Origin of the sequence: Halococcus sediminicola, from assembly GCF_000755245.1 — an archaeon.
Classification (GTDB): Archaea; Halobacteriota; Halobacteria; order Halobacteriales; family Halococcaceae; genus Halococcus; species Halococcus sediminicola.
In genome coordinates this window covers 160,458-182,229 of the sequence record NZ_BBMP01000005.1, presented here as the reverse complement: position 1 = coordinate 182,229, position 21,772 = coordinate 160,458, and the positions used below count along the sequence as shown (strand labels likewise).

Sequence of the window (21,772 nt, the reverse complement as noted above, 5' to 3'; positions counted from 1 at the left end):
CGACAAAAAGTAAGGCAAGTAACAACATTTCAGCTACAGACCAGAATCATGACTTGTAGTTGTGCTGTGCGACCAGCGTCGCGATAGAGAAGACAACGGAGAAGACACCGCCACCTAAAAGAAATAGATTGGACAGTATCCAGTCGAGGATTCCTGTCGCGACGACGCACAGCAGGCCCATTGCCTCGAAGGTTAATGACGTTCGCGAATCCATCCAAGAAGGTATTGAGGTGGTATCAGTCTCGAAACCTTGGTTATCGAGGGCAGTTCTTACGGCGTGCTACCGCGTGTCATATATTACCACGCCGAGCCGAAGGGCTTCACCGCCCTCGACACCGACGAGCGTCGCAAGTTCGTCCGTCGGGCGACGGCAACACTCGGCGACAAGCCGGGTCAGTGCTCGCCGTACGTGTTGGCCGAAGCACTGCTCTGACTTGGGCAACGCACGCTCGTCAACGCAATCGCTCACGCCAGATGAGTTTGCTGTCGGTCTTACCCAATTATCGGCCGGACGCCTCGCCCCATTGAATATCTGATGGCTTCTTGGACTCTCCGAGGCGCTTGGTCACCAGGTACTCATGACATGATTGGTTTGGTCGACCGTCAGGGTTACTCTGGCTGGGTGACAGTTATGACGGGAACTGGTGCCGAGCGAACAGTCTTTTCAGCCACACTACCGAGCAAAATACGATCCGTGCCACGCTTTCCTGTCGTTCCCATTCCAACGGCGTGTATGTCGTTCGATTCGATACTGTCGAGAATTTCCTCGACGGGCGACCCGTGTTCGATATGACGGACGGTATTGGCCACCCCACACGTTTCGGCCTCAGAGACGACGGTCTCTACGGCGTCGGCTGCGGCTTGTTTGGTTTCTTTCCCGAAATCCGCCGACCGGACGTCCGGCCCGAACGTGGAGTCTTCGACGACGGACAGCACATGCACAGTTGCATCTAGGGCTGCCGCAAGCCGGGTAAGATACTTCGCGGCGTGCGTCGCCGCAGTACTCCCATCAGTTGGGAGGAGGATGCTCTCATAGGGGAACGTCAATTGTTCATCGGGTTGCATGCGGACTGTGAGCACGGGAGTTGACGAGAGACGAACGACCTTCTCCGAAACGCTTCCGATGAGGTATCGTGAAATCCCTTCACGGCCGTGGGTTGGCATCACGATCAAATCTTGGTCGTATCGCTGGGCGTAGTCGACGACCGTCGGGGCGGGATTACCTTGGACGACATCCGTCTCGTACGAAACTCCGAGCGTCTCTAGTGTTTTCGCGGCCTCGTCGACGATGTCCTCACCCTCCTGCACCAGGGCATCGACAGTATGGCCCTCGACCACCGTAACACTGTCACGCTTTATGTCGGCGACGTAAAGCACGTGGATAGTCGCGTTGGCCCAGTGGGCGATCTCGCTGGCGTGATGGAGTACCTCCGCTGCGCCCTCGCTATCGTCGAACGGGAGCAGGATATTCTCATACATCGTAGGTAGGGGTGGGTTTCCGACTCCCTAATGGTTTTCACCCGTTTCTCGATGGGAATAGCTTCCAACTGTAGAAGTGTGAACAACTGATTGCACGGTCGCACGTCTCCGTGAACTGATCGACCGAGTCTCAACGACAGAACAGAGTTACCGAAAACAATGCCCACACGACACAGCCGCTGAAACGCTGCCCGTCAATCGGATTCATCCTCACTGGTCAGTGATTCCTCTTCGACCAGTTCGGTGGTAGTGCGATCGACGCTCACCTGAACTTTCTGGATACGAGTGTCTTCGACCTGCTCGGCCCGCAGCGCCACGTTCTCATAGTCAAACGTCTCGCCTTGCTCGATGAGACGGCCCGCACGGTTGAACATGAACCCCGCGATAGTCTCGAACTCTTCGCCCTCCGGCAATACGATGCCGAGAGCCTCGTTGACTTCGTGGATGTTGACCGAGCCATTCACTAGGACGGTATCGTCGCTGACGAACTCGATTGGGTGTTCCTCGTCACCGACCAGTATCTCGCCGACGATCTCCTCGAGCACGTCTTCCATCGTTTTGACATCCTCCCCCGGCCTGAAGGTCGGGGAATCCCACACGGTGGGAATCCGGTCTCCCGGAGAGGTTTCAGCCCGCGAAGGTCGAAAGCGTCATCTGCCGGGATGTCCGGCTCGTCTTTCGGTGGGCTGTGGTGCTGTCAAGGGCACTCCCGTCCTGTGGCGAGTCATCGCCCGCCGATTTCAACGGCAGGCTCTCTCCCCACGGGTCAACGCGACTGGCGATGTTGCTGGCCGCGTTCAAATCCGCTTGGTACTCCGATACCCAACAGTCGGTGTTCGTACAGCGGAACTCCGCCTGCTCGCTCCGCCGGCCAATGTGGCCGCAGGCGTGGCACGTCTGGCTCGTGTACGCCGGGGCGACGAACTCGACGGCGATACCGGCTTCGCGGGCTTTGTCCTCGATCCGGTCCTGAAGCCGGGCGAATGCCCATGAGTGCAACCGTCGGTTCATATACGCGCCATAATCGAACCGTTCGCGGATGTACGAGAGGTCTTCGAGGGCGATAACCGGGTGCTCGAAGGACTCGGCGTACTCGACGGCCCGCCGGGATGCCTTCTCAACGATGTCGGTGAGCGCGTTCTGGTAGTGGTCGGACCGTTCGTCGGTGCGCCACTCGGCGGCATCGCGCTCTTGAATCGCTTGAGCGTGGTGTACATCTCTTTGCGGAGGTGTCGCGCCCGACCGCCGTCAACGAACATCGGACGAACCGGAGTACCGTCGTCTCGGCAGGCACAGCCCGCCAAGAGCTTGGATTCGCCGATGTCGAAGCCGACGTGGGTGGGTTCGTCCATCTTGCCGGGTTCGGGAACCTCGCGCTCGACGATGACGTGGAGAACCCACCGCGTTCGGCGTTCCTGAAGCCGGAACTCGCCAGCGGAGAGGTCGCCATCAAGCAAACCGAACCACAGACCGCGTTGTTCGGGATTGATGTGCAACGGCATCCAGAACCCGTTGCCACGACCGGCCTGCGGAACGTACCAGCAGAACTCGGCTTCGCGGTCGGCGGAGTGGTCGAGACGGAACCCGCGGTTCGTAAACCGAACGGGGTGGTCGTCGGCGAGTTCGGACGCGCCGTAGGTGTCCCGAAGCTTCGGGACGTAGCTCTTGAGCGCGTCCTTCGCATACGAAGTGAGCGTGTACGGCGTCACAACGTCGTTGACCGCTGCTTGCGTGGTCGCCCGTGCGCCGAACGATTTGCGGAGCGCTCGCCGGTAGTTCGCCACTGTTCGCTGAAGCCCGCGCTCTTTGCCCGTGGTGGGTGTGACGAGCGTGGCTTCGAGGGTCTTGGTGGCTGTGGCGGTCATTCTCCGACAGTACCGGATACGACCGCAACACACATAGGACTCACGGATAACACAATGCATGGGGAAAGAAGTCCGATTCACCCTAAGCGACGAACAGCACGAACAGCTCGCGGCGCTGAAAGACGAGCGCGGCTACACATGGAAGGGAATGATGCTCGAAGGCGCGAAGCGGTTGGATTCCGGCGAGCAGTAACGTCACCGTGTAGCGGTTGCGAAGAATTGCGCGCTCCTCCACGCCGTAAACGGCGTGGTATCCGCGCTGAACGGAGATTGCTATGAGACCGGTGACACAGCTGTCGCCGAGGAAACTATGGACGTACGAGCCCACACGCCCGCCGATCTTGAATCATATCTCACCACGGTAGGATTCGACGGGTGCAAGTCGAGTGAATGTATTCCTGACATCCGACTCAAAGCTACTGCTCCGCGATTTCGGCTGTTTCAATGGGAGCGGCTCCACTTTCACAATGCTGTTAACGCCGACTTATCCCTCAAGAGGCCGTTCTCTAATGTATGGCAGCAACCATAGACTTCGAGAGCCTCCCGGGGGTTGGGCCAGCGACCGCTGACAAACTCATCGATTCGGGCTTCGACTCCTATCAGGGCATCGCGGTCGCTAGTCCCGGTGAGCTTTCGAACACAGCTGACATCGGCGAAAGCACTGCAGCGGACATCATTACCGCCGCTCGTGATGAAGCTGACATTGGTGGATTCGAAAGCGGAACGGACGTTCTCAGCCGCCGTAACGAGATCGGTAAGCTCGGCTGGCGGGTCGACAAAGTTGATGAACTTCTTGGCGGTGGTGTCGAAACGCAGTCGATCACCGAAGTCTACGGCGAATTCGGGGTCGGCAAATCCCAAATAACCCACCAACTCGCAGTAAATGTCCAACTCCCGACCGAGCACGGTGGACTTGAGGGACGCGCAGTGTTCATCGATACCGAGGACTGCTTCCGTCCCGAACGCATCGGGCAGATGGTTCGTGGGCTCCCCGATGAGGTGCTCGCCGCGACGATGAACCAGCGAGCCATCGACGGTGGGCCGACCGACGAGGCAGCGATGGATGCGCTGCTCGAATCCGTCCTCGAGCGGATTCACGTGGCTAAAGCGTTCAACTCGAACCATCAGATGCTCCTCGCCGAGAAGGCCCAAGACATCGCTGCCGAGTACGAGGGTTCGGAGTGGCCAGTGCAGGCGGTCTGCGTCGATTCGCTGACCGCCCACTTTCGCGCGGAGTACGTCGGCCGTGGCGAGCTCGCCCAGCGCCAGCAGAAGCTCAACCGCCATCTCCACGACCTCTCGCGGTTGGCCGACCTCTACAATACCGCAGTACTGGTGACGAATCAGGTCCAGAGCAACCCCGATTCGTACTTCGGCGATCCCACCAAGCCCATCGGTGGAAATATCCTCGGCCACAAGTCGACCGTTCGCCTGTATCTCAAGAACTCGAAGGGCACGAAACGTATCGTTCGACTCGTCGACGCTCCGAGCCTCCCTGACGGCGAGGCGGTGATGCGGGTCGAGACTGAGGGACTGATGCCTGAATGACCACCTGGAGCTAGATTCATGAGTACATCCACATCGTACGACGAAGCGCTCGCAACGCAACCGTTCAAACACGCAATCGACAAGCGCGACCGCCGGGCACTCACCGAACGGCTGACTGTCATCGAATACGGCCCGGATATCTACCAAGTCTACAGTGAAGAGGGAATCGAGTATCTCGTCGATATCCGAACGCCCTCCTGTACGTGTCCGGACTTCATGTATCGGGAAGCGGATTGCAAGCACATTCGCCGCGCCCGCATCGAAGCCGGCAGCCGTGACCTCGACTCGCTCGATGAGGAGGTTCAGGAGGCCCTCGGTAAGCTTGATGAACACATCGCTAATCTCGCAGCCCAGCGCGCCGAACTCGTCAGCCTCCAGCGCGATCTCAACCGATTCAAAGAGAGTAAATCTCCCTCACCGTGACTACCAGCGACGAGACAATCGTTGTTTGGCACCGGACGGACCTCCGGGTCGAAGACAATCCAGCACTCAACCGAGCCGCTGCACGCGCCCGCGATGAAGAGGCGACAGTCCAACCCGTCTTCGTCTTCGACCCTCAGTTCTACGGTACGGATTCGCTCGCCTGTGACGGACGGATCGCATTTCTTCACGAATGTCTCTCCAGCCTTCGCGAGCAGTACCGTGAACGTGGATCGGAGCTCGCGTTTCTATATGGCGCCCCTGCTGAGCGGCTTGCTACTCTTCTCAGTGACTCGAATGCCGAGAGGATGTATCTCTGCCACACCCGCCATCCGACTGCCCGCTACGGTGCCCGGCGTGACGATGAGTTCGAAGCACGGATCACTGATTTGGTTCGGGCCGAAAACCAGCGAGACGGCAACATCAAAACCGAGGCGGTTCCGGAGGGAGCAATCGTCTTCGATGCCCAAAAGCGAGGAATCGACTCGCGCGAAAGATGGGCTGAGCAGTGTGAGACATATCTGAGTAGCGAATGTCATTCGTCGCCTGATTCAGATCTCCTCGTTTCCAAAGCGGATGCTTGCACAAGCGATGTCACTATTGACGAGATCGAAGCCCAACACGATATCAGCTCTGCAAAACGAGACGTCCCTCGTGGTAGCCATCGCGCGGCCCACCGTCGTCTCGATTGGTTCACTCGTGCGAAAACCATGGATCAGTACCCCGGTGGGATTTCACCACCAGCCGAAGCCGAACAACGAACCTCACGGCTCTCGCCGTATCTCCGATTCGGCGTGCTCTCGGTTCGGCAGATCTATCAGGCGGGCATCGAACGTGGCGGAGCCGAGCGCGCCCGTGACCTCTTCGAATCGCGATTGTACTGGAACCGCCATTTCCGCCAGAAGCTTGCTGACAACCCCACACTCACAAAAGAAGCCGTCAACCCTGTACTCCGGGGACTCTATGCGGATAGCGACGAGCGTGATTCGGAACTCATCACCGCGTGGAAGGAGGGACAGACTGGATTTCCGATGGTCGATGCATCGATGCGCGCCCTCACTGAAACCGGCTGGCTGAACTTCCGAATGCGGGCGATGGTCGCCTCGTTTTTCGGCTACATCTTGAAACAATGGTGGCGCATCGGTGCAGATTTCATGTACTACCATCTGATCGACGCAGATCCAGCGATCAACTACGCTCAGTGGCAGATGCAATGTGGCCTTGTTGGCTGCCACCCGAATCGGATCTACAATCCGTGGAAACAAGCTCGCGAGAACGATCCCACTGGCGAGTTTATCCGCGAGTACGTTCCCGAACTTCGCGATCTTCCCGAGGAGTTCCTCGCTCGCTCCGAGCGAGCGCCGATTCACGTCCAGCACGAGTGCGGCGTCACAATTGGCAATGTATCAGATGCTGACTACCCCTATCCAATTGTTGACTTTGAACGTGAGGCAACTATAGCTCGCGAGCAGTTCAGCCAGTTCGCTGACCAGGCTCGCGCGGCACTTGATGATCCCGAGACCCGTCGCCGCGCGTCGCTTTCCCAAGACCGTCGCCGACACATGAGCAATGAAGCCGAAAACAAGAGCGTAGAAGACGGACAGTCAATTGATGAGCAAAGTCAGCGCCGTTTGGCAGACTTCTGATGATATTCAATAGCGGGCACGGTCTAGTTAAGACAGATCAGTTGATTTCGGCGGGTTAAGAAATCGGGTTGATCAAGAATCGATGCCAAGAACTGAAACAACCACTGGTGAGTCAGAGAGACGATTCTATTCTGTTTTTCAGGCCGGTAGGACATCGGCTGAGAGATCAATCTATAGGTAGAGATGAGTCGGCTATTGCTGTCCTCTTCATTTCATCGTGAAGGTGGCACGCTGCCGGATGGCCCGCATCCGTTTCCTGTGGTGCTGGGTGCTCTTGTTCACAGACGGATGCAAATTCTCTGGTGAGGCGGCTCTCAGCAGCATCCACATCGCCAGCCACAATCTCGTCGAGAGCTGCTGAGAGGGTTGCTTCGGCGTCATCATCAGCCACCGAGACCGGAATATCGTACTCCTGACGAAATGCCGTCCGCAACTGCTCGTCTGTCACTTGCTCGGTGGTTGCGGCCTCACCCTCCGCGACGAGGACCTCCCGGTGGGTATCGAGGTCGATTCGCCCGTTCGTCACGTCTACACGCAAATCCAACACACTCCGCCAGTGCTCCTGCTCGAAAGTGTACTCCTCCGGCTGAATCACCGCGGGACAGCGCGTATGGAACCGACAGCCGCTTGGTGGGTCCGCCGGGTCCGGGACATCGCCGGAGAGTCCGCCGGCCTGTCCGCGCGCGTATGGGTCCAATGTGGGCACCGACGAGAGTAGCGACCGCGTGTAGGGGTGCTGAGGGTCATCGAATACCTCGCTTGTCGGTCCGATTTCGACGATTTCGCCGAGATACATTACCGCGATCCGGTCACAGACCTGATTGACGATACCCATGTCGTGGCTGATGACGAGCATCGAGAGGTCGAACTCCCGCTGTAGGTCCGAAAGCAGTCCGAGAATTTCGGCCTGCACCGAGACATCGAGCGCGCTCACGGGTTCGTCAGCCACGAGGAGATCGGGATTCAGTACCAACGCTCGCGCGAGCGCAATGCGCTGTTTCTGCCCACCGGAGAACTCGTGGGGATAGCGGTTGTAATCTCCTCCGGATAGTCCGACACGTTCGAGCGCGCCCTCGACTACCTCTCGACGGCGCTCGGAATCGCGCAATCCATGCGTTGTTAGGGGTTCGGCGACTGCTTCGCCGATGGTCAGCCGCGGGTCGAACGTCGATGACGGGTCCTGAAAGACCATCTGGACGTGCCGGCGTAGTCGCTTGAGGGCAGTTCGGTCGTACTCGCCGATGTTCTCGCCATCGATCGCAACCGTCCCAGCGGTTGGCTCTTCGAGTCGAAGCAGTACTCTCGCCGCGGTCGATTTCCCGCAACCGGACTCGCCGACGAGTCCGAGCGTTTCGCCGCGATGGATGTCGAAGTCGATACCATCGACGGCGCGTACGCGCCCGGTCTCGCGGTTGAGGAGGCCTTCGGTGATCGGGTAATGCTTTTTCAGCCCGCAGACCGAAAGCAGCGGTTCGTCGGTCATTGATTGCTCCCGTCGATTCGCTCGGATTCGACTTGACGGTCGCTTCGTGCACCACCCATTGTCGCACTCGTACGGACCTCCTCATCGACGACGGATTGGTCGTGGTCGTCATCGTAAAACACGCATGAGGCCCCCCGGTCAGAGTCGTCGCTGACCGCTTCGAGCGGCGGCTGACTCCCCGCCGTACAGTCTCCGATTGCGTGCGGGCAGCGCGGGTGGAACCGACAGCCATCGGGCGGGTCAACCAAACTGGGAAGCGTTCCACCGATGGGCTCGGGCTGGGTGTTTCGACGCGGGAGCGACCGAAATAGTGCTTGCGTATAGGGATGGGCTGGGCTCTCGAATACGTCGTAGACGTGCCCACGTTCCATCACTTTCCCCGCATAGAGGACGAGCACACGGTCGGCCATCTCTGCGACCACTCCGAGGTCGTGGGTGACGAACAGAATCGCCATATCGCGTTCGCGTTTGAGTTCGTTCAGTAGGTCGAGGATACGCGCCTGCGTCGTGACGTCGAGTGCCGTCGTCGGTTCGTCGGCAATGAGCATGTCGGGGTCGGCGGCGAGCGCCATCGCAATTACGACGCGCTGCTTCATCCCGCCGGAGAACTCGTGGGGATATTCGTCGATACGGGATGTCGCCTCCGGAATACCGACCCGGTCGAGTAGTTCGACGGCGCGCTGTTGTACCGTTGACTTCGACTCGTCACGGTGGAACTGGATCGCTTCGGCAAGCTGTGTTCCAACGGTATATACGGGATCGAGTGCGTCCTGCGGGTTCTGGAAGATATGAGCGATACGGTCGCCGCGGTATCGTCGGAGGGTTTTCGTCCGCATTTCGGTGAGATCACCGCCGTCGAAGCGTATCGCTCCGGTAATATCGCCCGGCGGCGTCGGGACTAGCCTGGTGATCGACTCGCAAGCCACGGTTTTCCCCGAACCGCTCTCGCCAACCAGACAGACCGTCTCGCCCGAATGGATATCGAAATCGATGCCATCGACCGCTCGGACGGTGCCCTCGCTCGTCTGAAAGTGGGTTCGAAGGTCGTGTACCGAGAGAAGCGGGTCGGTCATGGTTCCCCCCGCGGGTCGAGCACGTCGCGTAGCGCATCACCGAGAACGCTAAACGAAACGACGGTCCCGATCAACAGGAGCAGCGGTAGCAGCCACACCCACCACGCTTGCAGGAAATAGTCGCCTTGGAATCCCCGAGCAACCGTCTGTCCCCACGACGGCAGGGCGATGACACCCAACTCCAGGAACGCAAGGGCCGCCTCGGCGAGAATTAGTAATGGAATCAGATGGGTCGTAGCCGTGATAATGGTATTCGATACGTTCGGAAGGAGATGTCGCCGAAGGATTTGAAGACGGCCCACACCGGCGTTTTCGGCCGCCATGACGTATCCCTCCTCCCGTCGCTGGAGCGTTTCGCTCCGGACGAGTCGGGCAACCCCACCCCAGCTCAGTAGTCCAAAAACGAGGACGATGAGGAACAGACTCCGGCCGAGAACGAACGTCAGGATGAGATAGACGAGAAACGCTGGCACAGCTTGCTGAACGTCGACGTATCGCATCAGCAGTTCGTCGACGAGTCCACCCACGTAGCCGGCGAGCGTTCCGACGGCTGTTGCGATGGGAATGATGATCACCGAGGTGATCAACGCGACTTGCAGGCTTACCCGCATTCCGGCAACCGCGACCGTGAGCATATCGCCGCCGCTTCTCGTCGTTCCGAGTGGATACTGCAGAGTGCCGTGACACCGGCTATCCGTTCCAGCCTGTGTCACCTCGCCGATGCAGTTCAAGGCGACGCTTCCTGCATCGGTCGTGAAGAACATCGGTGGCTGGTATTTGGCGAGGACGTCAACCTCCGGCTTCCCAAGGACGAGCGGGCCAGCCGTGCCGACGACGAGAAATCCAGCCAGATACAGGAGGCTTCCGACAGCAAGCCTGTTCGACCGAAGACGCAGCCAGTACTGCTTGGTTTGCTGGCGATTCTGAGCCAACGGAACAACGATATACGAGATGAGTGCGAGCAGCGAAAGGACGAACAGCCAGTCGAGTTGGGTGACATCCCAGTTGAAGACGCCTCGTGTTCCGAGCGTCGGTTCATTACTCGGAACGACAAACCGATCGTAGCAAAAGAGCACACCCAGAACTCCAATCGAAAAAAGGAATACAGCTGTTCGTCGGCTCACTAGGGGTTTCCTCGCACTCAATTCGTTCCAGTCAATGGATTCGAACTCGGCGTTGGCAGTGGAGTCAGTACCAGTCGCCATCGTTGCAATCTTTTTCTTAATCACTTCGGGTGTGACATAAGTTTTCGTGCGTACGGAATCATCGCCGTCGAACGGGGAGCATGGGACTGTGCTCGCTCGAAAGCGAGACGTAATTTCCGAAGCGGGCCATGAGCGGCCTCAATGCATATGAGAAAGTCTGCACAGCTCAGCAGCCGAAAATTTATTATCTATCAAATCACAGGATTGGTATCGTGTGGCTAATTGTGACGCACGATCTCGCGGCGTCCTTCGCAGTGACAGAGGTGAAACAGTGACTGCAACCGAAAGCTCATACACCGACCCATGAGTTTTCGGTGGCAACTCGTCCGCCGCACCGTTTTCGCGATCGTTGCCATCTATCTGGTTCTGACTGTCACGTTCGGATTCGTCACGCTTACGGGCGATCCGAATCAGGGGGCCATCGCTTGGGAAGCGGCCACAACGCAGGGAGAGGATGCGGCCCAAGCAGCGCTCGCTGAGTACCGCGAGGCAAGAAATCTCGACGACCCGCTGGCCGAGCGGTACGTGCGCTGGCTCGTCGATATGACAACGCTCGACTGGGGCACGTCGTTCAGTCAGAATGCACCGGTAACAGCGCTGATAGCGAAGGCGTTGCCGCAGACGCTGGCGTATGTCGTTCCCGCGATGGGATTCGCGCTCGTCGGCGGTATCGGTATCGGGCTGTATTCGGCGACTCAGCAGGGGACGATTCTCGCCCGTATAGGAGCTGGAGTCGCGTACATTGGTCTCGGTGTCCCGAACTTCTGGCTCGCCGGGATACTGCTGTTCGTGTTTACTGTGCCGCTCGGCCAGTACGGCGAGGCGACTATCGCATACTGGCCGGTACTCAAGACCGTTGTCCTCCCAAGTCTAGTGTTGGGCACCAGCTTGCTGGCTGGTCAGGCCCGCTACGCGCGGGCTGAATCCAGCGAGTACGTCAACGCTGAGTTCGTGAAACTCCTGCGCGCGAAAGGCGCAAGTGGATGGGCCGTTGCCCGCCATCTTCTCCGCAACGCGGCGATTCCGCTGCTCTCGCTGTTTTTCGCCGACCTGCTCATCATACTGGCGCTCAACATCTACGTCATCGAGGTCGTGTTTGGGATTCCGGGCCTCGGGCAGTTGAGCTATGGGGCGATTCAAAACCGGGATTTGCCTCTCATCCTCGGGACGACACTAGTGCTCGTCTTTTTCGGTATCGGTGGCAATCTTTTTCAGGATATCGCATACCGGATGATCGACCCGCGAATCGAGGCAACGAGTAGCGAGTGAGTAGCTTCTGAGCCGTTGTGTTCAAACAAACTCCTTTTTTATTTACGATAGTAGCGCCTGACCGGCACTGTCTAGATAAGCGAGTTCGGGTGAGTGAGTGTAGCTCTCTGGAGAATTCCTTCGAGTTCAGACGAAGATTCTTGATCAACCGGCTGATCGCCTCTCTAGCTCATCACCCGCCGAATCAGCTCTCGTCTCTTTCCATCTCTCACTCCGACCTCTCAAACCCCCGAAATCGTCCGATCCGTCTTAACTAGACAGTGCCAAAATGATTTTTCATAAGTCAATTTGGTAATAACATCAGACAACATGGTATCTGATACGCTTGAATTCTATGACATCAAACAATGTATGTTTTAACCTATGCTATGTTCTATGTATACACGGGTCATGTTCCAAAAGCCGTTGAGTTGGTGCCATAATGGGATAACCGGTTTCGCTGCACAGACAAACCCTCTGACAGGCATGATCCGGACAAAGGGTGCACCCAACAATGGAACCGACCTGCAGACAGCCGACCGAATCAGGAGATGGAGAGGAAGAAATCACGAGTTTCACCATGGAATTCACGATCAAACCACCAACCCATCAAGAGCTGCTGAGAGAGGTTCCCGGCGTACAACTCACACTCGAACAGATAGTAGCCTGTGACCCGGAAACCGTCTCGGCATCGTTCTGGGCGACATGTAGTGGTCCCGAGAGCTACGAGGTCGTGCTTCGACAATCCGATTTGGTGAGAAACGTAACCGTGCTAAACGCACAAGCTGATGAGCGAACGCTCTACCAAGTACATCTTCCCGCCACAGAGACTACTTACTGGTCATGGGCTAGTCTCGGAGGTATCCTCCTTGAAGGGGAAGGTACGCAAAGCGGATGGACACTTCGGATGCGGTGCCCGGACCGCGAGGCGTTGACCGCCTATCGTAAGCATTGCAAAGAACGAGGCATCGACTTCGGATTAGAGAGCCTCAACAGGGGTGCATCTCCTGAAAAGAGCCAATTGACTGCACCACAGTCCAGCTTGCTCAAAGCAGCTATCGAAGGCGGCTACTTTGATATTCCACGCAATATCACAATGAATGAACTCGCCACACAGTTCGACATCTCCAATCAAGCTGCCTCCGAACGCTTGCGACGCGCGCTCTCAAATATCCTCACGAGCCATTCTTTAAACAGCGAGGGAATCCCGTCCTGAAGCCCGAAGTACTCGGTCAAGGGCGCGGACCCTTCACCACCGCGACGGTGCGTTCTATCTTCACCTCTGTACAACAGCGGACGTGGACGAACCCGAACCCGCCGAGCACCCGACGGTCCTTGGCGTGGACCTCGGAATCAAGAACGTGGCGGTCACGTCGACCGGCGCGTTCTGGTCGGCGGCTTGCTCAGTTTGAAGGTACAACGCCACTGATCGACGTGCTTTGTCTGTAACGGGTCTTACCTTGTGTGACAATTAACCCTCGATGAGAACGACAATTCATATAAGACATTATTGGGGGACACCCCCCACTCCGTCCGGATAATTTGTTGAGTAGCAGCGAGCACTTCCCAACCGACTCGCGCTTTCTCCGATTACTGTTCTGGAGAGGTCTTAGCACCTAAGAGAAGATAATTAGTAGAATCCCCTCCCCCCACCATGTCCGCATAATCCGTCTAGATACCCACTGCTACAATCCTCGAAGAGACACGCAAACTCTACAAACTAGACACGACTAGTGCTGTAGGTTATCCGAACCTGAATACTACGGTCTAGGTAGACCACCCATCACTTATAGATTTCCCTCCAAATTGGTCGTCTGATCTCGGACTCTGCATTTCTTTCAGAATTATGCGGACGTGGTGGGGGGAGCGGGTAGAAACTATGCGGACACAGAGGACGCTCCGGACGAGGGGGTTTTATGTGGTAGCACTCTATTGGGTTCGAACAGGAAAACAGGATGGTGGGTGAAGATACGGATTCCGAGAATCCTTACAGCACACTCAACAGCAATCCGTACGGAAAATCTCTTGAAGTATTCGCTGACGAGAGCGTTTTGAAGGAAGATTGGCAACCCGAGCAACTCCCTGAGCGAGAATCCGAACTTGAGGAGATCAGAAATGCTCTCGCACCCGCCACAAGAGGAGTTAACGCTCACAATTTGTTTCTCTACGGAAAAACGGGGCAAGGAAAAACAGTAGCAATCGACCACGAGGTTGAGTTACTACAGGAGTATGCCGATAGTGAAAACGATCTTGACCTGAGTGTCATCAAAACAAGCGCGAACAATCAAACAACTAGCTATCAACTCTGTGCTCATCTCATCAAAGAAATTCGAGGCAAGACGAAGAAGCCCAGCGGAATCGACCAACAGTCTATGTTTGATCTTCTATATCATGAGATCAGTAATCTCGAAAAAACAGTCATCATCGTTATCGACGAGATCGATGCAATCGGAAGTAACGATGAACTCCTGTATGAACTTCCGAGAGCACGAAAGAACGGACACATTGAGGAACAATGGGTAAGTGTAATCGGGATCAGCAACAATCTTCAGTTTCGTGATAATCTTTCGCCCAAGGTCAAAGACTCTCTCTATGATTCCGAAATCGAATTTGCCCCCTACAATGCTGATCAGTTGACGACTATTTTAGAACGGCGTGCGGAACGCGCATTCGTCGAAGGTGCCCTTGACGACGATGTTATTCCGCTCTGCTCAGCATTCGCTGCTCAGGACGAAGGGAGCGCTCGTCAGGCTATTCGTCTTCTGTATAAGGCAGGCGAATTGGCACTCAATCGCGACGAGGAGATCATATTCGAACAACACGTCCGTGAAGCTCGCGACATCCTTGAACGGAAACGGATCGAAGAAGGAATGCGTAGTCTGACTACCCAAGATCAATTTGCGCTTCTTTCTATCGTCGCACTCGAGATCGACGAAGAGACTCCAGCACGGACACGACAAGTATTCCAAAAATACAAATCAATTGTTGACCGACTCAACGGCAACCAACTCGTCGAACGGCGCGTTCGTGATCATCTTCAAAGTCTCGGAATGCAGGGGTTCCTTCTCGTTGAAACACGGAACAAAGGTATTCAGGGAGGGTCTCACTATCGATTCGAACTGAAAACGGATCTTGAGGCTACTCTCGACATCCTTGGGGAGGATAGCCGTATCAACGATATTGTTGAAGATTTGATCGATATATCTGACGTGAAGAACATGTTGTAGTTGAAGACATGGATTAGGAAAGGAATACAGCGCTGTCGGTGACTTCCAGGGTCTGAAGATCGAGAGATTACCCCAGCTCTTGCTGTTGAGTTCGTTTGAGACGCAGGTAGAAAACAGCTGAAGCGGCAATTGCGGACCGTAATGTTCCCCTGCAATGTCCTCTCCTCGCGAGTGTTGGCGGTTCGACCTTGTGTAACGTTCGATAGCCTGCTGATCTTCGCTTGTTACATAAGGCAGCCGCGGTAGAAGAGCTTCTGCCGACACCGTCGGTATCGCTGCCAACGTTTCTCGTTAGATAACTGCCAAAGCAGGATAGTGACATACTCTGGAGCGTACGAATACATCGAGACGCTAGTTGAGAGTGGCGAGAAGGTGGTATAGAGTAGCTGAGAGCTCAGGGACAGCGTTCACTCTTTCCTTACCGGCGGAAGCCCACATCGCACGCTGTGCACCCGAGAAGGATCAAATCGGGCAACTGGTGGGGAGTTCGGCGATAGTCTCGGTTGCCTGCGGAAGCACACCGGAACCGACCACCACGTTGTACGACAGGCGGACCCACGGTTTGTCGAACAGGGTCCTCTCGCACCGGGCCACTACACCGTTTGTCCGCCGCTGCCGGCCTTCGTCCGGCGAACAGTAATACGCACCCCGCGGGTAGCGCCGCCGATGAACGTCGCACTCGTCGTTTGGATACGCTGCGCTTCGATGCCTTCCACGAACAGTTCGACTGGCTGCCGGGGATTCGGTTCACGAATACGTGGGCGACGAGTCACTGGACCGTCCCCGTTCACGCCTCGCTGTTCGCCGGGAAGTATCCAAGCGAACTCGGCATCCACGTCGACAATCAGACGCTCGACTGCCCGGAGCCCGTGATCGCGGAGCAACTCAGCGAGACCGGCTACACGACGCGTGCGTTCGCCAGCAATATCATCCTCGCTAGGCCGTTCGGCTTCGGTCGCGGGTTCGACGAGTATACCGGTACGTGGAAATTCCGTGCGCTCTCGGGCGACGTCTTCGACTGGGAGGCGTTCGCGGACGAGCAGCAGGGATCGGCTGCCTACGCACAGGCAGTCTGGGATTGTCTCACTGAATCCTACGAGACGAGCTGATATGAAGACCGCTTTGCAGCAGTACCATGATGAGTTCAATCAGGGGAACATGGGGTGGTGATATCGAACTCACATTCGGGCGGTCCTGCGAGATCTAGCGGAGATCCACCGACTTCACGATAATCATACGTATACAGCGTACTGAACGGTTTGAAGTCGGTCTGAGCGTAGAATTCGAAGCAGGGAAATGCATCGTGAACACCCGCGAGGCGAATGCCACCGTCGGATTTGACCGTCGCGTGTGTCTCATAGATCACTGGAGCGGCTGCTTCAACTAATGGATTTGCGGCTTCTGCACGCATGAGGAGTTCGCATCCCTCGCCCCAGACGATATCGGTAACCGTGACATTCGACGTGTCAGCTTTTCCCTCGTGGATTTCTGTAGTACCATCCGGTCGTTCTATGCGCTCTTTCGAACGACCGGTGTCTGCATGAGTCTGCACTTCCTCGCGCGCGAAGTCGATCACAACTTCCTGCTCGACGCGTGAACGACCAGTATTGACGGTATGTGGTGTAAAATCACGATCGTCTCCACGGAACTGGAGATTCTCCTCGCCCTCGCGTGGTGAGTCGAGCCAAACAAGGGGGATGAATGTCGCCGCACGGAGCTTGACGATAGCAGCCATGTATAGTGATCCGCGACCGATGAGAAAATACTTCGCTCATCTGATTACGATGACTCGAAGAGCGGTGTGTCCGGTTAAAACACTATCTCTGATCGGTTCTCACGAATCTCTGCATCTTGATATATACCAAGGTTAGTGTCTTCAATGGATGAACAGCAGCTCTTCGGTATCGAACGTCCTGTTTGCGACATTTTCACTTTCAGAAACTGAGGTTGAGTACCCAATTATCGACGAGCGACTTCATGCTTTTAATGGCATTTTCGGTAGGGTGCAGTAGTTAATTCTTCGTTGAAGTCAAGCTCTCGGCTGGAGAGTGCCTGTTCAACACTCTGGTGGGCGGTACGGAGCGTGTCAATGAGACTGATCGCGTCCGTCACCACAGGATAGGTCACCGAGAGCGACTCATAGAGATACTCGCTGAATTCGTGATCAATACGATGGGTACTGGGAACGCGCTGTTCGTTGAGAGTGGCCTGTCGATTAGCGAGTAGCTGCTCGCAGTCTCGTTTGCGCGAGCGGAGACGTTCGTCGACATCAGCGAGTTTCGTCTCGGTCCAGTTGTCGAACGAGCGCCCCCCACAACGTCATCGAGATCAGCACCTAAGCGCGTCAGTTTCTCATCGGCAGCCTCAAGAGCAGTGTGTTCGCTTTTGAGGCCCTGTAGAAGGGACTGACGGCTTTCACGCGCCTGTTGGCTACAATTGACGAGCCGGTCACGGAGCTGTGGTGTGAGCTGGTCGCTGGTTGTCATGGTAGTCGCGACTTCCGGTCCGAACTCCTGAGCAAGGCTTTCCTCTAACGTATCGCCGTAGAGATCAGTGTAGTGATCAACACTCATGACCGTCTCACGGTAGATGTCGCAGATTTCCTCAAGTGAGATTGCTGTGTTCGATGCGTGAGGCGGTGCGATCAACAGCTGTGTCGATGGCTGCTGAAATCCGTCGGTTGATGGGCCAACCACATCAATGTCGAGATCGCCGAGGCAATCAGCGAATGACGCGAACGCATCGCGCTCGTCGAGAGTCCATTGCTGATCCGTCTCGACGATCCCTCTTGCGGACCGCGTAGTGGTCGGGACGAAACGAGTGGTATTATTACTAATACGATGCAGAATGCTATAGTTCTATTCGCCGAATGAAGAGACGGCACAACCGACTCATTTCGTGGATTCGTCTTGTTCTTAATCGCCGGGTAGAATAGCCCTCCGAACTTATTCCATAGATGAGAGCGTTTCATAGAATTCGTCTCGCCCAATAGCCAATCCATTCAGGAAAATAGCGCACGATGTAGAAGGAAAAGAAGGAAATCGACTCATCCGTCTTTAGCCACCGAGGGATAAAGCGCACCTATCGTACTCTGTCATTTTTCTTGATATCGACCTCTATAGGGGATCATATAACTGAACGTGAGAGAGGAGAAACTACAGACGCTTGTTCCACTCGTCCGTCCTGAACTTTGTCTCGGCAAGTCGTTCCGCCGCCATCACTTCATTGTCCGTCAATGAACCCCTCACGCCGCCGTAATTGTCGTAAAATTCATCTTTGAGTCGTTCGATCACAGTCTTTCGGTCCCCGTTGACGTAGTCCGCAATACGGGTGACGCGTTTCTCGGCCGATTTGACAGCCTTATCGGAGAGTTTCTCTTTGCCGATACGAAGCGCTCGGAGCATCGCTTCGATGTCGAGCGCGTAGCTCATCGTGACGTGGTGCAACACTGCATTCGAGCGCCGGAGCTGGGCCGCACCGCCGATCTTTCCGTCCTCGTGAGCGATGTCGTTGAGCGGTTCGTGAAAGGCTGCGAGTCCGAGGTTGCAGAGTGCGTCGATGGCCCATTGGTTGAGTTGTTCATAGCTTCGTTCGATGTCATCAGAGACCATCTCACAGGGGAGGTACATTGAGTAGGTGATCACCGCGCCGGGCTCAGCATACATCGCGCCACCGCCGGTGATCCGTCGCACGACATCGATTCCCTGGTCACGGACGTACTCGTCCTGTACTTCGTCGGCGTATGCTTGAAAGCGACCGAGAGGTACTGCTGGTCCCGTCCGGTACCAAAACCGAATCGTGGGTGTTATCTCGTTATTGTTGAGACGACCGATCAACACTTCATCGAGCGCGTGGTGGGTCGGCTCGTCGTAGACTCCGTCATCAATGATCCGCCAGCTTTCGTCGAGGGTGGCGTCGAGATTGTTCATTGATTGACCGCCTTCCGAACAGCCTCAGCGAGATGGTCGGCCGAAAAGCCGATCAGCCGTGCATCGATTGTCTTGATTGCGTCGACCAATTCCTGTTTCGAAGTCTCTGTCGGTTGTCCCTCAATCACCCGTTCGAGATTCGCCCGTGCCTCGGGTGGTTCGAGAAAGAAATCACCGGTGATCGTCACCGATTCGATGGTGTCTTCGTAGGTTGCAGCCACGTTAACGAGCTTTCCGTTCGGTACCTTCACTGATCCAGTGCGTTCCATATCTACTCGGACGGTCGGACAGAGTGAATATCTGGCCCTGATCGTGTTCGCCCGATTTTTGAACAATTCTCGGTTCTATACCTCTATAGCGATTCAACTGTAATAGTGTTGATCACTTCTCGAAATATTGTCGTATGAGTCGAAGCGTGCTCGATCGGATTCGTCAACTCCGTAGCTTGATGATTGTCTAATCAGTAAGTGGAAAGAAAATCAACTAAGACAGCATCCAAAATTTCAATAATATTCTCTGCCACTCTCATGAGTTGTGGTACCCACCCACAACAACTATTATCTTCCGTTACGTTCGTGTAGCCGCAAATGCCAGCAATCGATCTCGAAACAGAGGAAGGGCGAACAGAAGCGCTACGGCGAATGCTCACGATTCGTGAGTTCGATACGAGGGCAGGCGAACGCTTCGCAGACGGTGAAATTCCGGGGTTCGTTCATCTCTATGTTGGAGAAGAAGCTATCGGGGTAGGAGCCTGTGCTGCCTTAGAAGAAGACGACTACATCACCAGCACTCATCGTGGACACGGCCACTGTATCGCAAAGGGTCTCGATCCGAAACTCATGATGTCCGAAATATATGGGAGACGGGAGGGATATTGCAATGGCAAAGGTGGATCGATGCACATCGCCGACGTGGACTCTAACATGCTCGGTGCAAATGGAATCGTCGGCGCGGGTCCACCGCTTGGGGCGGGTGCAGCACTCAGCATAAAGCAAAAAGGCGAGGATCGGATTGCTCTGTCTTTCTTGGGAGATGGTGCCGTCGCTCAGGGCCAAGTTCACGAGGCAGTGAACCTTGCATCGGCATGGGATTTGCCAGTCATATTCCTCGTGGAAAACAACCAGTACGGGGAAGGAACGGCAGTCAGTGACCAACACAACGCCAAAAACCTCAGCGACACATCTTCCGCATACGACATTCCAGGAATCAATGTCGATGGAATGGACATCACGGCAGTGAACGAGGCTGTCATTGAGGCACGCAAACGCGCTCGTAACGGCGATGGCCCGACGTTTATCGAAGCCGAGACCTACCGCTTCCACGGTCATTTTGAGGGCGATCAGGAACTCTATCGGGATGAAGAGGAGGTCGAAGAGTGGCGAAAGCGCGACCCCATCGATGACTTTTCCGAGCGGCTCATCGAACGCGACGAACTCTCCGAAGAGGAGTTAGAAGAGATGCGAGCAAACATCGAAGCGGAGATCGAGGACGCCATCGAGTACGCGAAAAATGCGGACGAGCCCACACCGGAAGAGGCCTACGAGGATATGTTCTCTCAGAGAGTGCCGGACATCGATCTCTTCGTAGAACAGGCGAATGCTCGCGCTGATGGCGGCACCAGAGGAGGTGAGTTCTGATGGCGAGCGCAGAACTCGAAGGTCGAGAGACCCAGACGATGACCATTCGGGAGGCCATCAGAGAGACAATGCGCGAGGAGCTGAACCGTGATGACGACGTCTTCCTCATCGGCGAGGACATCGGCGTAATGGAAGGGGTTCTCGATGTAACGGGAGACCTCTACCATGACTTCGGTCCCGAGCGTGTGCGTGACACGCCGATTTCGGAAGCGGGGATCATTGGTGCGGCAACGGGTGCAGCAGCGACCGGTTCACGGCCTGTCGCTGAACTCATGTTCTCGGATTTCATCGGTGTCGCAATGGAACAGACGATGAATCAGATGGCGAAAATGCGCTATATGTTTGGCGGCAAGATCGAAATGCCGGTAACTGTGCGTGCCACCGAGGGTGGTGGTATGGGCGCAGCAAGCCAGCACTCTGGAACCGTTCACTCGATGATTGCTCACTTCCCAGGCCTGATGGCTGTGACACCCGGCACACCTGAAGCCGCGAAAGGATTGCTGCGATCAGCGATTCGTTCCGACGATCCTGTATTCTTCTTCGAGAACAAGATGATCTACGAACAGTCAGGTGAAGTGCCGGTGGATGAAGACTTCACGATTCCACTAGGTGAGGCAAACGTTGAGCGAGAAGGAGACGATGTCACAGTCGTGGCGACGCAGCGCCTCGTTGGCGAATCACTATCAGTCGCTGACGAACTCGATGGTGATGTCGATGTCGAAGTGATCGATCTCCGCTCGCTGTACCCGCTCGATACGGACACTATTGTCGAGAGTCTCGATAAAACGGGACGGATGGTCGTCGCTGGAGAGAGCCCCCTCTCGTATGGAGCGCAAGCCGAAGTAGTATCGCGAGCTGTTGAAAACGCCTTCTACAGTCTCGATGCGCCAATTCAACGTGTCGGCGTCCCGGACACGCATATCCCGTTCAGCCCAGTACTGGAAAGCGAAGTCCTGCCGGACGCAGACGACGTTCGCAACGCTATCGAACGGATCGCCTGAGGTTGGCGATT

General features: G+C 56.0%; 18 protein-coding genes and 6 pseudogenes. 13 read left to right on the top strand and 11 right to left on the bottom strand.

Going from position 1 to position 21,772, the window contains the following annotated elements; genetic code table 11:
- The first annotated feature begins 277 nt into the window (after positions 1-277).
- A complete protein-coding gene (locus tag ACP97_RS19660) occupies positions 278-433 on the top strand; it encodes a hypothetical protein (protein WP_154019918.1) in 156 nt (51 codons plus the stop codon).
- Positions 434-609: 176 nt separating this feature from the next.
- Here the strand turns inward: ACP97_RS19660 and ACP97_RS02725 are convergent, their stop codons facing one another.
- The 3 genes and pseudogenes from ACP97_RS02725 to ACP97_RS02715 all read right to left on the bottom strand — a co-directional run bounded on the left by ACP97_RS02725 (position 610) and on the right by ACP97_RS02715 (position 3,344).
- Entirely contained in the window at positions 610-1,479 is an 870-nt protein-coding gene (locus ACP97_RS02725; protein WP_049996300.1) for a universal stress protein, read from the bottom strand.
- A gap of 194 nt (positions 1,480-1,673) precedes the next feature.
- Positions 1,674-2,060 (bottom strand): annotated as a pseudogene (locus ACP97_RS02720) (transporter associated domain-containing protein); the annotation flags it as partial.
- Positions 2,061-2,106: 46 nt separating this feature from the next.
- Positions 2,107-3,344 (bottom strand): annotated as a pseudogene (locus ACP97_RS02715) (RNA-guided endonuclease TnpB family protein).
- Between the two features lie 58 nt (positions 3,345-3,402).
- Between ACP97_RS02715 and ACP97_RS20980 the strand changes: the two are divergent.
- From ACP97_RS20980 to ACP97_RS20700, 5 genes and pseudogenes are all read left to right on the top strand, one after another.
- Positions 3,403-3,537: a hypothetical protein gene (locus ACP97_RS20980; protein WP_272913429.1), complete on the top strand. Its 135-nt coding sequence runs from the start codon at positions 3,403-3,405 to the stop codon at positions 3,535-3,537.
- A 320-nt stretch (positions 3,538-3,857) separates the two neighbouring features.
- Entirely contained in the window at positions 3,858-4,892 is a 1,035-nt protein-coding gene (gene radA / locus ACP97_RS02705) for a DNA repair and recombination protein RadA (RefSeq protein ID WP_049996297.1), read from the top strand.
- An 18-nt stretch (positions 4,893-4,910) separates the two neighbouring features.
- The gene (locus tag ACP97_RS02700; protein WP_049996296.1) at positions 4,911-5,315 is read left to right on the top strand and encodes an SWIM zinc finger family protein; all 405 of its coding nucleotides are present in this window, start codon (positions 4,911-4,913) and stop codon (positions 5,313-5,315) included.
- Positions 5,312-5,689, top strand: a pseudogene (locus tag ACP97_RS21220) (deoxyribodipyrimidine photo-lyase); the annotation flags it as partial. The gene ACP97_RS02700 and the pseudogene ACP97_RS21220, both read left to right, overlap by 4 nt.
- Before the next feature lie 417 nt (positions 5,690-6,106).
- Positions 6,107-6,958, top strand: coding sequence for an FAD-binding domain-containing protein (locus ACP97_RS20700; protein ID WP_237561074.1), 852 nt, complete (start codon positions 6,107-6,109; stop codon positions 6,956-6,958).
- Positions 6,959-7,124: 166 nt separating this feature from the next.
- On the opposite strand, the gene ACP97_RS02690 is transcribed toward ACP97_RS20700, so the two are convergent.
- The 3 genes from ACP97_RS02690 to ACP97_RS02680 are packed head-to-tail and all read right to left on the bottom strand — an operon-like array spanning position 7,125 to position 10,638.
- Positions 7,125-8,441, bottom strand: coding sequence for an ABC transporter ATP-binding protein (locus ACP97_RS02690; RefSeq protein WP_049996294.1), 1,317 nt, complete (start codon positions 8,439-8,441; stop codon positions 7,125-7,127).
- A complete protein-coding gene (locus tag ACP97_RS02685; protein WP_049996293.1) occupies positions 8,438-9,514 on the bottom strand; it encodes an ABC transporter ATP-binding protein in 1,077 nt (358 codons plus the stop codon). The genes ACP97_RS02690 and ACP97_RS02685 overlap by 4 nt, the downstream gene beginning before the upstream one ends.
- Complete coding sequence (locus ACP97_RS02680) at positions 9,511-10,638, bottom strand: ABC transporter permease (protein ID WP_237561073.1); 1,128 nt, start codon at positions 10,636-10,638, stop codon at positions 9,511-9,513. Before ACP97_RS02680 ends, ACP97_RS02685 begins: the two co-directional genes overlap by 4 nt.
- A 384-nt stretch (positions 10,639-11,022) precedes the next feature.
- On the opposite strand from ACP97_RS02680, the gene ACP97_RS02675 reads away from it, so the two are divergent.
- The 5 genes and pseudogenes from ACP97_RS02675 to ACP97_RS02665 all read left to right on the top strand — a co-directional run bounded on the left by ACP97_RS02675 (position 11,023) and on the right by ACP97_RS02665 (position 16,303).
- Complete coding sequence (locus ACP97_RS02675) at positions 11,023-11,988, top strand: ABC transporter permease (protein ID WP_049996291.1); 966 nt, start codon at positions 11,023-11,025, stop codon at positions 11,986-11,988.
- A 493-nt stretch (positions 11,989-12,481) separates the two neighbouring features.
- A complete protein-coding gene (locus tag ACP97_RS18905; RefSeq protein ID WP_079977520.1) occupies positions 12,482-13,183 on the top strand; it encodes a helix-turn-helix domain-containing protein in 702 nt (233 codons plus the stop codon).
- A gap of 28 nt (positions 13,184-13,211) precedes the next feature.
- Positions 13,212-13,364, top strand: a pseudogene (locus tag ACP97_RS21215) (RNA-guided endonuclease TnpB family protein); the annotation flags it as partial.
- Between the two features lie 558 nt (positions 13,365-13,922).
- Positions 13,923-15,194 (top strand): Cdc6/Cdc18 family protein, encoded by a 1,272-nt coding sequence (locus ACP97_RS02670; RefSeq protein ID WP_049996290.1) that lies wholly within the window; start codon positions 13,923-13,925, stop codon positions 15,192-15,194.
- 686 nt (positions 15,195-15,880) lie between these two features.
- On the top strand, positions 15,881-16,303 hold the full coding sequence (locus ACP97_RS02665) for a sulfatase-like hydrolase/transferase (protein ID WP_049996289.1): 423 nt from the start codon (positions 15,881-15,883) through the stop codon (positions 16,301-16,303).
- Between the two features lie 35 nt (positions 16,304-16,338).
- Here ACP97_RS02665 and ACP97_RS02660 read toward each other — a convergent pair whose 3' ends face one another.
- The 5 genes and pseudogenes from ACP97_RS02660 to ACP97_RS02645 form a co-directional block, all read right to left on the bottom strand.
- Positions 16,339-16,929: a DUF3238 domain-containing protein gene (locus ACP97_RS02660; protein ID WP_049996288.1), complete on the bottom strand. Its 591-nt coding sequence runs from the start codon at positions 16,927-16,929 to the stop codon at positions 16,339-16,341.
- A gap of 248 nt (positions 16,930-17,177) precedes the next feature.
- Positions 17,178-17,444: pseudogene (locus ACP97_RS21385) on the bottom strand (DUF7260 family protein); the annotation flags it as partial.
- Between the two features lie 122 nt (positions 17,445-17,566).
- Positions 17,567-17,977: pseudogene (locus tag ACP97_RS21380) on the bottom strand (DUF7260 family protein); the annotation flags it as partial.
- A gap of 372 nt (positions 17,978-18,349) precedes the next feature.
- Entirely contained in the window at positions 18,350-19,123 is a 774-nt protein-coding gene (locus ACP97_RS02650) for a lipoate--protein ligase family protein (RefSeq protein WP_049996287.1), read from the bottom strand.
- Positions 19,120-19,344 carry a hypothetical protein gene (locus tag ACP97_RS02645; protein WP_237561072.1) on the bottom strand — a complete coding sequence of 75 codons (225 nt, stop codon included), beginning with the start codon at positions 19,342-19,344 and terminating at the stop codon, positions 19,120-19,122. Before ACP97_RS02645 ends, ACP97_RS02650 begins: the two co-directional genes overlap by 4 nt.
- Positions 19,345-19,710: 366 nt before the next feature.
- On the opposite strand from ACP97_RS02645, the gene ACP97_RS02640 reads away from it, so the two are divergent.
- Both ACP97_RS02640 and ACP97_RS02635 read left to right on the top strand, forming a co-directional pair.
- On the top strand, positions 19,711-20,760 hold the full coding sequence (locus ACP97_RS02640; protein WP_049996285.1) for a thiamine pyrophosphate-dependent dehydrogenase E1 component subunit alpha: 1,050 nt from the start codon (positions 19,711-19,713) through the stop codon (positions 20,758-20,760).
- Positions 20,760-21,761: an alpha-ketoacid dehydrogenase subunit beta gene (locus ACP97_RS02635; protein ID WP_154019916.1), complete on the top strand. Its 1,002-nt coding sequence runs from the start codon at positions 20,760-20,762 to the stop codon at positions 21,759-21,761. The genes ACP97_RS02640 and ACP97_RS02635 overlap by 1 nt, the downstream gene beginning before the upstream one ends.
- The last annotated feature ends 11 nt before the right edge of the window (positions 21,762-21,772 follow it).

Bases quoted from the DNA above. Each gene is read 5' to 3' on its own strand.
- ACP97_RS02725 (WP_049996300.1), bottom strand. From the start codon at position 1,479: ATGTATGAGAATATCCTGCTCCCGTTCGACGATAGCGAGGGCGCAGCG.
- ACP97_RS20980 (WP_272913429.1), top strand. From the start codon at position 3,403: ATGGGGAAAGAAGTCCGATTCACCCTAAGCGACGAACAGCACGAACAG.
- radA (WP_049996297.1), top strand. From the start codon at position 3,858: ATGGCAGCAACCATAGACTTCGAGAGCCTCCCGGGGGTTGGGCCAGCG.
- ACP97_RS02700 (WP_049996296.1), top strand. From the start codon at position 4,911: ATGAGTACATCCACATCGTACGACGAAGCGCTCGCAACGCAACCGTTC.
- ACP97_RS02690 (WP_049996294.1), bottom strand. From the start codon at position 8,441: ATGACCGACGAACCGCTGCTTTCGGTCTGCGGGCTGAAAAAGCATTAC.
- ACP97_RS02685 (WP_049996293.1), bottom strand. From the start codon at position 9,514: ATGACCGACCCGCTTCTCTCGGTACACGACCTTCGAACCCACTTTCAG.
- ACP97_RS02675 (WP_049996291.1), top strand. From the start codon at position 11,023: ATGAGTTTTCGGTGGCAACTCGTCCGCCGCACCGTTTTCGCGATCGTT.
- ACP97_RS18905 (WP_079977520.1), top strand. From the start codon at position 12,482: ATGGAACCGACCTGCAGACAGCCGACCGAATCAGGAGATGGAGAGGAA.
- ACP97_RS02670 (WP_049996290.1), top strand. From the start codon at position 13,923: ATGGTGGGTGAAGATACGGATTCCGAGAATCCTTACAGCACACTCAAC.
- ACP97_RS02660 (WP_049996288.1), bottom strand. From the start codon at position 16,929: ATGGCTGCTATCGTCAAGCTCCGTGCGGCGACATTCATCCCCCTTGTT.
- ACP97_RS02650 (WP_049996287.1), bottom strand. From the start codon at position 19,123: ATGAACAATCTCGACGCCACCCTCGACGAAAGCTGGCGGATCATTGAT.
- ACP97_RS02640 (WP_049996285.1), top strand. From the start codon at position 19,711: ATGCCAGCAATCGATCTCGAAACAGAGGAAGGGCGAACAGAAGCGCTA.
- ACP97_RS02635 (WP_154019916.1), top strand. From the start codon at position 20,760: ATGGCGAGCGCAGAACTCGAAGGTCGAGAGACCCAGACGATGACCATT.